The organism is Reyranella sp., from assembly GCF_965229815.1.
In the GTDB taxonomy this organism is placed as follows: domain Bacteria; phylum Pseudomonadota; class Alphaproteobacteria; order Reyranellales; family Reyranellaceae; genus Reyranella.
Genome location: NZ_CBDDJN010000006.1, coordinates 2758331 through 2770965 on the forward strand (window position 1 = coordinate 2758331; position 12635 = coordinate 2770965).

General features: G+C 68.9%; 14 protein-coding genes. 4 read left to right on the top strand and 10 right to left on the bottom strand.

The annotated features are described in order from the left end of the window. Positions 1-33 precede the first annotated feature (33 nt). Positions 34-1479: a hypothetical protein gene (locus ACO073_RS24590; RefSeq protein ID WP_422001154.1), complete on the top strand. Its 1446-nt coding sequence runs from the start codon at positions 34-36 to the stop codon at positions 1477-1479. A 4-nt stretch (positions 1480-1483) separates the two neighbouring features. Here the strand turns inward: ACO073_RS24590 and ACO073_RS24595 are convergent, their stop codons facing one another. The 3 genes from ACO073_RS24595 to ACO073_RS24605 are packed head-to-tail and all read right to left on the bottom strand — an operon-like array spanning position 1484 to position 4036. After that, positions 1484-2416: an SMP-30/gluconolactonase/LRE family protein gene (locus ACO073_RS24595; protein ID WP_422001156.1), complete on the bottom strand. Its 933-nt coding sequence runs from the start codon at positions 2414-2416 to the stop codon at positions 1484-1486. A 29-nt stretch (positions 2417-2445) separates the two neighbouring features. Then, complete coding sequence (gene paaG, locus ACO073_RS24600; protein WP_422001157.1) at positions 2446-3234, bottom strand: 2-(1,2-epoxy-1,2-dihydrophenyl)acetyl-CoA isomerase PaaG; 789 nt, start codon at positions 3232-3234, stop codon at positions 2446-2448. 4 nt (positions 3235-3238) lie between these two features. Continuing rightward, positions 3239-4036 carry an enoyl-CoA hydratase-related protein gene (locus ACO073_RS24605; protein WP_422001159.1) on the bottom strand — a complete coding sequence of 266 codons (798 nt, stop codon included), beginning with the start codon at positions 4034-4036 and terminating at the stop codon, positions 3239-3241. Positions 4037-4118: 82 nt separating this feature from the next. Here ACO073_RS24605 and ACO073_RS24610 point away from each other — a divergent pair, with 82 nt between their 5' ends. Then, the gene (locus ACO073_RS24610; protein ID WP_422001160.1) at positions 4119-4565 is read left to right on the top strand and encodes a flavodoxin domain-containing protein; all 447 of its coding nucleotides are present in this window, start codon (positions 4119-4121) and stop codon (positions 4563-4565) included. Positions 4566-4583: 18 nt separating this feature from the next. On the opposite strand, the gene ACO073_RS24615 is transcribed toward ACO073_RS24610, so the two are convergent. From ACO073_RS24615 to ACO073_RS24625, 3 genes are all read right to left on the bottom strand, one after another. Then, positions 4584-5753 carry an adenylate/guanylate cyclase domain-containing protein gene (locus tag ACO073_RS24615; RefSeq protein WP_422001162.1) on the bottom strand — a complete coding sequence of 390 codons (1170 nt, stop codon included), beginning with the start codon at positions 5751-5753 and terminating at the stop codon, positions 4584-4586. Between the two features lie 14 nt (positions 5754-5767). Then, positions 5768-6661, bottom strand: coding sequence for an SDR family oxidoreductase (locus tag ACO073_RS24620; RefSeq protein ID WP_422001163.1), 894 nt, complete (start codon positions 6659-6661; stop codon positions 5768-5770). Positions 6662-6748: 87 nt separating this feature from the next. Then, positions 6749-7999: a thiolase family protein gene (locus ACO073_RS24625; RefSeq protein ID WP_422001165.1), complete on the bottom strand. Its 1251-nt coding sequence runs from the start codon at positions 7997-7999 to the stop codon at positions 6749-6751. 193 nt (positions 8000-8192) lie between these two features. On the opposite strand from ACO073_RS24625, the gene ACO073_RS24630 reads away from it, so the two are divergent. Then, positions 8193-9596: an FAD-binding oxidoreductase gene (locus ACO073_RS24630; protein WP_422001167.1), complete on the top strand. Its 1404-nt coding sequence runs from the start codon at positions 8193-8195 to the stop codon at positions 9594-9596. Positions 9597-9737: 141 nt separating this feature from the next. On the opposite strand, the gene ACO073_RS24635 is transcribed toward ACO073_RS24630, so the two are convergent. Together ACO073_RS24635 and ACO073_RS24640 are read right to left on the bottom strand one after the other, a co-directional pair. Continuing rightward, positions 9738-10676, bottom strand: coding sequence for an amidohydrolase family protein (locus ACO073_RS24635; RefSeq protein WP_422001169.1), 939 nt, complete (start codon positions 10674-10676; stop codon positions 9738-9740). Between the two features lie 141 nt (positions 10677-10817). Then, positions 10818-11165, bottom strand: coding sequence for a RidA family protein (locus tag ACO073_RS24640; protein WP_422001171.1), 348 nt, complete (start codon positions 11163-11165; stop codon positions 10818-10820). Between the two features lie 99 nt (positions 11166-11264). Between ACO073_RS24640 and ACO073_RS24645 the strand changes: the two genes are divergently transcribed. Next, positions 11265-11408, top strand: a complete 144-nt coding sequence (locus ACO073_RS24645) for a hypothetical protein (RefSeq protein ID WP_422001172.1) — start codon at positions 11265-11267, stop codon at positions 11406-11408. A gap of 44 nt (positions 11409-11452) precedes the next feature. Here the strand turns inward: ACO073_RS24645 and ACO073_RS24650 are convergent, their stop codons facing one another. Further along, entirely contained in the window at positions 11453-11848 is a 396-nt protein-coding gene (locus ACO073_RS24650; RefSeq protein WP_422001174.1) for a hypothetical protein, read from the bottom strand. Between the two features lie 260 nt (positions 11849-12108). Then, positions 12109-12564: an Hsp20 family protein gene (locus tag ACO073_RS24655; protein WP_422001176.1), complete on the bottom strand. Its 456-nt coding sequence runs from the start codon at positions 12562-12564 to the stop codon at positions 12109-12111. Positions 12565-12635: the final 71 nt, after the last annotated feature.

A 12635-nucleotide genomic window follows, 5' to 3' on the forward strand; every position in this document is an offset into this window, starting at 1 on the left:
ACCCTGCCCCGCACGACGCAGCGGAGGGCGGCCATGAATCGCTTCTTCCTCGACACGCGCGAGCTCGGTTTCGAGCCGCCCCAGCGGGCGTTTGCCCGCTTCGACCAGTCCGAGCCGGTCGAGACGACGGAGGCCGACGAGGCGCTGGTCGCGTTCGAGGCGGTCGATGCCGACTGGCTCCGCCACGCGCCGGCCTTCGAGCCGGCCGCTCCCCCAGCGTTCAGCCGGCGATGGGCAGCCTACTGGCGCCATATCGCGGAACCCACGAGGCCGCCGGACGATCCCTATGCGGAGACGCCGATCTTCCGCCTGGAGACGACGATCGGGCGCGACCGTCCGCTGTTCGACGAGCTGGCGAAATACGGGCACGAGCCGCGATGGAAGATGTTCGAGCGCGCGCCCGACGGCCCGTACGAGGTCGACGTCTTCGGCGGCCTGTTCACCGCCCCGATCGCGGCGCGCTACCACGTCCACGACGTGCCGCAGCCGACCGAGGCGCTGCTCGACATCGTCTTCGACATGGACACGTGGCCGGACGCCACCGACGACGATATCGAGAACGCCCTGCGCAGCAGCGCCGCGGCGGACTACCTGGCGGTCTACGACATCGGCCAGGGATCGGCGAACGGACTGCTCGACGGGTCGCGGGAGCCGCGCCTCTACTTCGATCTTGGCTGCGGGGTCTACCGCAACGCCCACACGACGCCGACGCCCCTGCGCTACTGCTGGTCTGCCGACCCGCCGATCGTGCTGTCGCACTGGGATTCGGACCACTGGGCCGGTGCGAACAAGGACACCAACGCACTCGGCCGCACCTGGATCGCCCCGCGCCAGAAGATCGGTCCGATCCATTCCGGCTTCGCCAACGGCATCCTCCAGGCCGGCGGCAGGATCCTCGTCTGGGGCCCGACGGGCGCCGCCACGATCACGGTCGGCGGCAGCGGCCGGCCGGTGTCGATCTCACGCTGCACCGGCTCCGGCCGCAACGGCAGCGGCCTCGCCGTGACGGTGGAGGACACGCACACCAACCAGGGCTGGCTGCTCACCGGCGACGCCGGCTACCACGAGCTACGCCAGCCGCCGGCGGCCAACCTGTCGGCCGTCGTGGTGCCGCATCACGGCGCGGACATGGGATCGCGCAGCCAGCCGCCGTCCCCCGGCGCGGCCGCCGCCTACCAGCGGCTGCTCTACTCGTTCGGCGACGGCAACCGGCACGGCAAGACCGGCGTCCAGCATCCCACCGCCAACGCCGTGAACGTCCATCACGCTGCCGGCTGGCATCACGGGACCTGGCAGGGCACGGCCGCTCCCGGACACACCGTCGCCGGCCACGACGTCGTGGCGACGGCCGCCCACCAGGCCGGGCATCTCGGCGGCGTGATCGTCGGCTGGTCCGCCGCGCCCAATCTCTCGGCCGCGCACTGCGGCGCGGTCCTCGGCACGCCCGCGACCTGCAGCCTTTCGCTCGACCAGAATTGACGGGCTACTTGTTCAGGTACTCGAGCTTCAGCCCGGGCCGCGGCCACTCGAAGCTGACCAGCTTGCCGGTCATCGACAGGGTGGCGAAGGCCGTGCGCAGATCCTTGCCGCCGAAGCAGACGTTGGTGACCATCGGGTCGGGCAGCTTGAACTGCGTCACCGACTGGCCGTCGGGCGAGATGTCGGAGACCGCGCCGGTGATCAGCGTGGCGACACAGATGTGACCGGCCGAATCGACCGCGAGCGAGTCGAACATCTGGTAGCCGCCGAGTCCCGCGATCACCCGGCCCTTCTCGCCGCGATAGGGACCGTTGGCCGACTTGATCTCACCCGGCGCCGACAGGTCGAAGGCCCAGCAGCGCGCCGTCGGCGTCTCGACGACGTAGAGCGTCTTGCCGTCGGGCGACAGGCCGCAGCCGTTGGGCCGCTCGAGCGGAAAGATCTTCTCCTCGATCTTCGAGCCGTCCGCCTTGGCGTAGTAGACCGCGCCGCGGTCGCTGTCCCGCTCGCGCGTCTTGCCGAGGTCGGTGAACCAGAAGCCGCCGGCGTCGTCGAACACCAGGTCGTTGGGACCATTCAGCTTCTTGCCGTCGCAGGAATCGTAGAGCGTCTCGAACTTGCCGGTCTCCGGATCGACCACCTGGATGGAGCCGCCCTTGTAGTCGTCCGGCTGGGTGCCCGGGAACAGACGGCCGTCCGGGCGCTCGATCCAGTTGAAGCCGCCATTGTTGGTCACGTAGATCCTGCCCTTGGGGCCCATCGCGGCGCCGTTCGGGCCGCCGCCCAGCGTGGCGATCACGTGCTGCTTGCCGTCGGGCATGACGCGGGTCAGCGTCTGACGCGCGATCTCGACCAGGATCACCGAGCCGTCGGGCATGGCCACCGGGCCTTCGGGGAAGCGCAGGCCCGAGGTGATCTCCTTGTGCGGCGTGGTCATGCGGGTCTCCTCCCCTGCTTTCGTTGCGTCTATCGGCCCTTGAAGGCGGGCTTGCGCTTGGCGAGGAAGGCCGCGACGCCTTCCCTGAAATCCTCGCTGCGGCCGAGCTCGCGCTGGAAATCGCGCTCGAGGTCGAGCTGGCGGTCGAGCGGCTGGCCGGCGGCGCGGTTCATGGCCTCCTTGATGCGGGCGAGCGACAGGGTCGGCCCGTCGGCCAGCCGGCGCGCCACCTCGGTGGCGGTCGCCATCAGCGCATCGTCGTCGACCACGTCCCAGATCAGGCCCCAGTCGCGGGCCTGCTGGGCGTCGATCTTCGGCGCCAGCATGGCGAGCGCGCGCGCCCGCTGCTCGCCCACCAGCCGCGGCAGGAACCAGGTGCTGCCGCCGTCGGGCAGCAGGCCGATGCGGGCGAAGGCCTGCAGGAAGCTCGCCGATTTCGCGGCGATCGCGATGTCGGCGGCGAGCGCGAAGCTCATGCCGACGCCGGCCGCCGGACCGTTGACCGCCGCCACGATCGGCTTGGGCATGGCGCGCATCAGCCGGATTACCGGATTGAAGAACTTCTCGAGGGCCGAGCCGGAATCCGACGCCTCGCCGCTGCCGCGGTCGGGATCGCTCAGGTCCGCGCCGGCGCAGAAGCCGCGGCCGGCGCCGGTCAGCAGAACGGCCCGCACCTGGGAGTCGGCGGCCAGGGCCTCCCAGCAGTCCTTGAGCTCGGCGATCATGCGGCGCGAGACGGCGTTCAGCTTGTCCGGCGCGTTCAGGGTGAGCGTCGCCAGCCCGTCGTCGCGGGCCACCAGGATCGTGGAATAGCTCATCGGCTCAGCATCCCTTGAAGGCGGGCGGACGCTTGGCGAGGAAGGCGGCGACGCCTTCGCGGAAGTCGGCGCTGCGGCCGAGCGCACGCTGGCTGTCGCGCTCGAGGTCGAGCTGCTGGTCGAGCGTGTTGGTGGCGGCGGCGCCGATCGCCTTCTTGATCGCAGCATAGGAAAGCGTCGGCCCCGCCGCCAGCTGGCGCGCGATCTTGAGGGCCTCGTCCATCAGCGCGGCATCGTCGACGGCACGCCAGATCATCCCCATGCGCTCGGCCTCCTCGGCCGGCACCGGGGCACCCAGCATGGCGAGCGCACGGGCGCGGGCGTCGCCCACCGTGTGCGGCAGGAACCAGGTGCCGCCGAGATCGGGGATCAGCGAGATGCGCACGAAGGCCTGGTCGAAGCGGGCCGAGCGGGCCGCCAGGACGATGTCGCAGGCCAGCGCCAGGTTGGCGCCGCCGCCCGCCGCCACGCCGTTGACGGCGCAGACGATCGGCTTGGGCAGCTCGCGCATGGCGCGGATCATGGGATTGAAGATGCGGTCCATGTTGGCGCCGAGATCGGGCGGCTCGGCCGCCTTCGAATCGACCGTGCCGCCGCCCGCCAGGTCGGCCCCGGCACAGAAACCGCGGCCGGTGCCCGTCAGCAGCACGGCGCGGATGTCGGCGTCGTCGCGGGCGCGCGCCAGCTCGCGGTTCATCGCCTCGATCAGCCCGTTGCTCATGGCGTTCAGCCGGGCCGGGCGGTTCAGGACAAGGGTGAGGATGCCGCTCTCGAGGACGGCGATGACGGGTGTTCTGTCCATGCGGGAGACTTACATGCCGGGCGCCGGCCGCGCCATCCGGTCGCGTCGCATCGCGGCACGCCCTCCCGTATCGAAAGATTCCATGGCCAAGATCCTGATCCTCGTCGGCACCGAATCGGGCAATGCCCAGATGGTGGCCGATGCGCTGAAGCCGGTGCTCGAGCAGGCGGGACACACGGTCGACGTCAGCGAGACGGCGGTCGCCGCCGCCGACCTGGTGAGCCACGAGGTGCTGCTGGTGGTCTGCGCCACCCACGGCTCGGGCGACATCCCGACCAACATCCTGCCGCTGGCCGAGACGCTGGAGCGCGAGCGCCCGGACCTCTCGGGCCATCGCTACGGCGTGATCGCGCTGGGCGACATGACCTACCAGGACACGTTCTGCGGCGGCGGCAAGAAGATGGACAAGGTCTTCGAGCTCTGCGGCGCGCGCCGGCTCGGCGACCGTCTGGAGGTCGACGCCTCGACCCAGCCGCTCCCCGACGAGGAGGCGCTGGGCTGGGTCGAGGGCTGGAAGGTCCTGGTCTGAGCATCCGCGCCGGCGCGGTCAGTCCGGCAGGGTGAAGATCTCGGCGGGCTGGGGAATGCCGCGCAGGCGATGCTTGCCCAGCGACTTCAGGGACACCATGCAGGCGTCGTTGAACTCGGCCGAGGCGCAGACCGGCACGCCCAGCGCCTTGGTCAGGCCCTCGAGCCGCGAGGCCCGGTTCACGGCCGGACCGATGACCGTGAAGTCGAGCCGGTCCTCGGTGCCGACATTGCCGAAGGTGACCGGCCCGACATGCAGGCCGACGCCGAAGCGCACCGGCTCGCGGCCGGCGGCGGCGCGCGCCTCGTTGGCGGCGGCGACGTCGCCGATCAGCCGCCGGGCGGCCGCCACCGCCTGGCCGGTGACGATCGGCAGGAACAGCGCATCCTCGGCGGGGAAATAGGCCATCACGCCGTCGCCGATGAACTTCAGGATCTCGCCGCCGTTGGCCGCCAGCGCATCGCCCACGAGCTGGAGGTAGTTGTTCAGCAGGTCGAGCATCTCGCCGGCCGGCATGCGCTCGTTCATGCCGGTGAAGTCGCGCAGGTCGGAGAACCACAGGACGGCGTTGATCTCCTCACCCTCGCCACGGCGGATCATGCCGTTCAGCACGCGATTCCCGACCTGATGGCCGAGATAGGTGTTGGCCACCGTCTCGGCGACGCTGTGCTCGATGTGCATCTCGACGATGGCGCCGATCAGGTCGACCAGCCGCGCGAGGTCGGCCACGTCCTCGTCGGTGAAGCCCGGCCGACTGTCGGTGGCGAAGGTCATGACCGGCACCGGCCCGTCGCGGCGGATGCGCATCGGCATGGCGAGATAGTCGATGCCGCCCTCGGCCTTGAGCTCGTGCAGCACGATGTGGTCGGCGTCGGTGATCTCGTCGAGGCGATGCCGCACCGTCTTGCCCTGCTCGCGCGCCGCCTGCATGGGGCTGCCGATATAGGCCGGCGTGAACTGGATGCCGTAGCGCCGGGCGATCTCCTGCACCGGCTCGCCGCGCCGCCACATGAAGCCCATGGCCTGGAGCTGGGGATGGATGAGCTGCAGGCCGATATAGGCCCGCCAGACCGGGATGCCGACCGCCTGGATGCGCTGCATCAGCTGCTCGAGGAAGGAAGCCGGACGGCGCACCAGCCGGCCGTCGCGCGCCAGCCACTCGGCGACCGGCGCCAGCCGGTCGCCCACGGACAGGCCGGCGTTCAGGAGCCCACCACCGCCGCCACCTCTTCCGTCGAGGTCCGATAGACCTTGCTGTTCGAGAGGTCGGCGATCCGGTCGATGTTTTCCGCCACGTCCTCCGGCGTCGGCGCCCGGCCTTCGATGCGCACGCCCGGCGCCTCGCGATACTCGATGCGCGCGAAGAAGCCGGCGCCGGCGCTCCAGATCTCGCCGGTGCGCTGGCACTGCTCGGAGCAGAGATAGGCGACCATGGGCGAGACGTACTCGGGCCTGATCTTCTCCAGGACCTCCGGCGTCAACAGGCTCTCCGTCATGCGGGTGCCGGCGACCGGCGCCAGCGCGTTGACCAGCACGTTGTACTTCTGGCCCTCCAGCCGGAGCGAGTTCATGAAGCCCACGACCGCGAGCTTGGCGCCGCCGTAATTGGCCTGGCCGAACGTGCCGTAGATGCCCGAGTTCGACGAGGTGACGACGACGCGGCCATAGGCCTTGGCGCGCAGGATCGGCCAGGCCGCATGGGTCACGTAGGCGGTGCCGAGGAAGTGCACCTTCACGACGAAATCGAAATCCTCGATCGTCATGTTGTGGAAGGTCTTGTCGCGCAGCACGCCGGCATTGTTGACGACGATGTCGAGCGTGCCGAAGGAATCGACGGCGGTCTTCACGATGTTGGCGGCGCTGGCCGGTTCGGCGACCGAATCGTAGTTCGCCACCGCGACGCCGCCGGCCGCCTTGATCTCGTCGACGACCTTGTCGGCCGCGGCGTGCCCACCGCCCTTTCCGTCCACCGCCCCGCCGGGATCGTTCACCACCACCTTGGCGCCGCGGCTGGCCAGCAGCAGCGCATGGGCGCGGCCGAGGCCGTTGCCGGCGCCCGTGACGATGGCGACTCGATTGTCGAAGCGGATGGTCATTCTCTGGCTCTCCAATGTTGGACTCTCGCGGCGGTTTTCAACCCGTGTCCCGCCGTCCCGACACCGCGCGACCGGCGCGGCTCTTTTTCAACCCTTCTGCAGGATCACGACCGAGGCGACGGCCTCCTCCATGCCGATGACGCCGCCGCCATTCTCGGCCAGGGCGATCTCCGCACCCTCGACCTGGCGCGGCCCGGCCTCGCCGCGCAGCTGGGTCGCCAGCTCGGCCAGCATGGAAAGACCGGTGGCGCCGACCGGATGGCCCTTGGACACGAGCCCGCCCGAGGTGTTGACCGGCAGCGTGCCGCCCGGCCCCGTGGCGCCCGATTCGACGAAGCGGCCGCCCTCGCCCTCCGGGCAGAAGCGCAGCATCTCGCACTGGTAGATCTCGCAGAAGCTGGTGGCGTCGTGGACCTCGGCGACGTCGATGTCCTGCGGTCCCAGCCCGGCCATCCTGTAGGCCTTGTCCGAGGCGGCGCGGGTCAGACCGGGCTCGTCGAGCTTCCGGTACTTGCCGCCGGCGAAGCCGACGCCGGCGATTCGCACGGCGCGCTCGCGCACCGCCGCCGGCAATTTCTCCAGATAGTCCTTCGAGCAGAGCAGCGCCGCCGCCGCGCCGTCGCCGATCGGCGCGCACATGGCGCGGGTCAGCGGATAGGAGACGGGGCGGTCCTGCAGCACCGATTCGGTGGTCATCTGGAAGCGGTACTGGGCCTTGTCGTTCAGTGCGCCGTAATTGTGGTTCTTGGCGGCGCCGGCGGCGATCTGCTCCTGCGTCGTGCCGTACTTCCACATGTGCCACTTGGCCTGCATGGCATAGGTGTCCATGAAGATCGTGCGGTCGTCGCCCGGCGCGAACTTCGAGCCCACCATCTCGCCGACGCGGTTCATCTCCTCGACCAGCCGGTCGTGCTGGCTGGTAATGTAGCCCTGATTGAACAGGCCGGCGGTCCGCTCGGGCGCGTCGGGGCTGAACAGCTTCTCGATGCCGATGGCGAACGACAGCTCGTGGGTGCCGGCCAGCACGTCCTTCCAGGCGCCCATGAAGGCGGTCGAGGCGGTGGCGCAGGCATTCTCGACGTTGAACATGGGGACCCGCTCGGGGAACAGGCCCTCCTCGACGAGGGGCTGAAAGAGCGCTTGGGCACGGATCGAGTTCTGGCCCCAGAAGCCCATGCCGCAATTGCCCATCCAGCCGGCCTCGATATCGGCACCGGTCTTCATGCCGGCATCGGCCAGGGTGCCGAGATAGGCCTCGCGGGCGAGGTCGCCGAAGCTCATGCCGGGGTGCTTCTTGAAGGCCGTCGTGTAGGCGCCGATCACATAGACATCACGCATGAGCGTTCCCTCGGTTGGCTTTCGCGGCATTTGAGCGTATCCAAACAGCCTAATCCAGAGCATCGAGCGTTCGGTCGGAATCGGCCGGACGCTCGATGCCGAAGGCGAGGCCTGTCCGACTTGATGCGTTTCCGATAAATCGGGAGCGCGCGGGCGGTCCCGATTAATCGCAAGCCGCTCTAGGAGAACCGACATGGCCGTCGCGGCCCAGGCAAAGCCTCCCCAGGTCGACGTCACCATCGCCGAGCTGAAGCAGATTTTCGGTGACCGGCTGAGCACCGCCCCGGCCGTGCGCGAGCAGCACGGCAAGGACATTTCCTTCCACGAGGCGCATCTGCCCGACGCCGTGGTCTTCGTGGAGTCCGCCGAGGAGGTGCAGCAGGTCGTGCAGCTCTGCGCCCGGCACAAGACGCCGATCATCGCCTTCGGGACGGGCACGTCGCTGGAAGGCCATATCAGCGCGCCCAACGGCGGCATCTCGCTCGATCTCAGCCGCATGAACAAGGTGCTGGCGGTCAACGAGGCCGATCTCGACGTGGTCGTGCAGCCGGGTGTCACCCGCAAGCAGCTCAACGAGTACATCCGCGCCACCGGCCTGTTCTTCCCGATCGACCCCGGCGCCGACGCCTCGATCGGCGGCATGACCAGCACCCGCGCCTCGGGTACCAATGCCGTGCGTTACGGCACCATGCGCGAGAACGTCCTGTCGCTGCAGGTCGTCACCGCCGACGGCCGGCTGATGCGACTCGGCCGCCGCTCGCGCAAGTCGAGTGCGGGCTACGACCTCGTGAAGCTGTTCGTGGGATCGGAGGGCACGCTCGGCATCATCACCGAGATCACGCTCCGCCTCTACGGCATCCCCGAATCGATGGTGTCGGCGACCTGCGCCTTCGACACGCTCGAGGGCGCGGTCAACACCGTCATCCAGACCATCCAGTCGGGCATCCCGGTGGCGCGCATCGAGCTGATGGACACCGAGACGGTCGACACGGTGAACAAGTATTCCAAGCTCGACCTGCCGCTGAAGAGCACGCTGATGCTGGAGTTCCACGGCACCGAGGCCGGCACCCGGGAGCAGGCCGAGATGGTGCAGGCGCTGGCCGAGGAGAATGGCGGCGGCCACTTCGCCTGGACCAGCCAGGCCGAGGAGCGCAGCAAGATGTGGCAGGCCCGCCACGACGCGGCGTGGGCCGCCAAGGCGGCCAAGCCCGGCTGGGGCATGTGGGCGACCGACGTCTGCGTGCCGATCTCGCGGCTGGCCGAATGCATCCTCGAAACGCAGAAGGACATCGTGGCGAGCGGCCTCTATGCGCCCATCGTCGGCCATGTCGGCGACGGCAACTTCCATCTCACCATGATGGTCAATCCCGACGACCCGACCTACCTCGGCCGCGCCGAGGGGCTGAACGACCGCATGGTGGCGCGCGCCCTGGCGCTGGGCGGCACCTGCACCGGCGAGCACGGCGTGGGCATCGGCAAGATCAAGTTCCTCTACGAGGAGCATGGCGAGGCGATGTCGCTCATGCGCTCGATCAAGAAGGCGCTCGACCCGGACAACATCATGAACCCGGGCAAGATCATGGGGCCGATCAATTGAAGCTCCACGAGGAGTTTCCGGTCGGCAGTATGACATGATCGGGCAATAATAACTATTGTTATTATCTTAGCTTTTTTCGCACCGCACAGGCCCGCGGAGAGATGCCGGCACTGCCGGCACCCTGCGCCCGGCATCGCCCTCTCACACGTCGAGTCGATAGAACGCGGCGGCATTCTTCCAGAAGAAGCGGTCCCGATCGGCCGGTGATCGATCGCCGAGCATCCGGTCGAGCGAGCGGACGAGCGTGTCGTAGTCGATCCTGAGGCCGGCCACCGGGAAGTTGCTCGCGAACATGCATCGCTCGATGCCGAAGATCGCGATCGCGTCCGTCACGACGCGGCGGTTGGACTCGTACTCCCAGGCGCTGTCCTTGAGGCCGAACTCCGAAACCTTCACGTGGACATTGGGCTCGCGGGCCAGCACTTCCATGGCCCGCCGCCACGCCGCGAGCCCTTCCTCGCTGCGATCCCAGGGAAAGCCGGTATGGTTCAGCACGATCGGCACGCGCGGGAACTGCCGCGCCACCGCGGCAGCTTCGACGAGATGCCAGAACGGCACGCGCAGGTCCCACGACAGGCCGTACTTCTCGAGCAGCGCGAAGCCGCGCAGCCAGTCGTCGTCCTGCATGGTTCCCGGCGCCCCGGGGGTCGCGGCATCGGGGCGAAGCGCCGTCACGGGCTTGGACCGGATTCCCCGCACGAGCGGGAACTGCGCCTGCGCGGCGATGATCTCCTCGGCATCGGCGGTGTGGAACCAGGCGTGCGCGACGATGGCGCCGGGAAAGCCGAAACGCGCGCTGATCCCGGTCAGCCACTCGGTCTCGGCGACCTGGCGGGAGCGGTCCATCTCGGCCTCGCAATGCACCGTCGTCAGGACGTTGTGCGCCTCGCAATCCCGCAGATAGTCCGCCGGCAGATAGTCCCGCCGCAGCGCGTCGTACGGCCCCAGGAAGAAATGAGGCTCCGGCTGGTCGCTGAGGAACGGGTAGCGATTGGCCTCGAGGTCCCACAGGTGATGGTGCGCGTCGATGAGCGTGACCGCCCCTGGCGCCGCGCTCCATCGGCCGCTGATCGTCTTCATGGCGTCTGCCCCTCCCGCCGCGCCGCCCGCACGAGCAGGCCCAGCATGCGCGAGAGTCGGCCCGACGTCACACCCGCAGGGCCCTCTCGAACGCAAAAAGGGCCGGCGATCGCCGGCCCTTCCGCTTGCAGGCCAGCGGCCTCAGAGGGCGGCCTGGACCATGATCTCGACCTTGAGCGCCGGATTGGCGAGCTTGGCCTCCACGGTCGCGCGGGCCGGTGTGTTGCCGGGCGACACCCAGGCGTCCCACACCTCGTTCATCTGGCTCCAGGTGCCGATGTCGGTCAGCCAGATGTTGGCCGACAGGATCTTCGACTTGTCGGTGCCGGCTTCCTTCAGGAAGTGGTCGATCTTGTCGAGGATCTGCTTGGTCTGGCCCTTGACGTCGGCCTTGGTGTCGTCGGCGGTGAGGCCGGCGAGATAGACCGTGTTGCCGTGGACCACCGCGCTCGACATGCGGGGACCGGCGTTGACGCGCTTGATGCTCATGTATCTCTCCTCCAGCGAAAACGGCGCCGACCATAGGGCAGTTTCCCGGGCGGTGGAACCGAACAAACCTCGGCCCTACACTGAGAGAATGGAGGGGAGATGAGCAAGGAAATCCGCGGCATGCTCCTGGGACTGTGCATCGTGATCCTGGCGGTCGCGGCCTATGTCCTGAGGGATCGGCCGGCCAGGCCGACGGAGGCGCCGGGCGGTCCGGCGCCGACGAGCCAGCGCCCCTCGCCGTAGCGGCGGACAGGTGTTCCCGCTCGCCGCCAGACGAGCCTCCCCGCTCAGGATGCAGACTGCATGGGCGGCTGCGGCGTCTCCGTTGCCTGCCATTGCCGGGGATTGTCGTTGGCCGGCAGGCGCTTGCCGCTCCGGCGCATCGCCCTCTCGACCGCCGCAATCAGCCGGGCGCGGTCGACCGGCTTTTCGACGATTGGACGATTTCTGTGCCGCTCGGGTACCTCCCGCCAGGGATCCGGCGTGAGCATCACGAAGGGCACGTCCGCCAATGCCAGCAAGTCCGACGCCGGCAGCGGAAACCGTCTGTCGATATCGAGATCGACGATGGCGCAGTCGAGCGGTCCGCGCTCGATCAGCCGCTGGATGTCGGCGAGAGCCACCGCCGGGCCGATGACCCGGAAGCAGGCTTCGAGCAGCACTTGCTGCAGTTCGAGCGCCATCATCGCCTCGTCCGAGACGACCAGGATCTTGCCACGCGGCAGGTCCGCGGCAGCAAGCGCGGCGCGAGCCCACGCAGGCGGGACCCTGCCGCAGGGCGATGGCTGGACCTGGAGGGCGTCCCCTGCCCAGGAGAATTGCCGGTTCCACCTACTGCCCATCGTGGAAGCGGCAGACGCGAAAGTCATATCTCACCTCCTCTTGGAAATGCGGCGAAGGAAGCAGCCGGACGCCGCCGTCGGCGCCCGGCCAGGAGCGGGAGCTATTGCTGAATGATGGTGCGTGGGGCTGCCTGCGCCTCGATCCGGATCGGCCGCGGCTTCTTCTCCTCGGGCAGCTCGCGCTGCAGGTCGATGGTCAGAAGCCCGTTGAGCAGCCGCGCTCCCGTCACCTTGACGTGGTCGGCGAGCTGGAAGCGCCGCTCGAAGTCCCGGCCGCCGATACCGCGATAGAGGTACGCGGCGCCGTTGTCGCGGCTCGGCTGGCCCTTGCCGGTCACCAGAAGCTCGTCCTCCTTCTGAGTGACGTTGAGCTCGGCTTCGGTGAAGCCGGCAACCGCCATCACGATGCACCACGCATCATCGCCGGACTTCTCGATGTTGTAGGGCGGATAGCCGCTGTGGGCGGGCTGGGCTGCCATCGAGTCCAGCATGTCGAAGATGCGGTCGAAGCCGACCGTGGCGCGATAGTAGGGAGCGAAATCGAAGTCGGTACGCATTGTCATCCTCCTCTTGAGCGATGGTTTGCGACCGGCCCCCGCAGGGCGGCCGGCCTTGCGAGGCGAGCCCC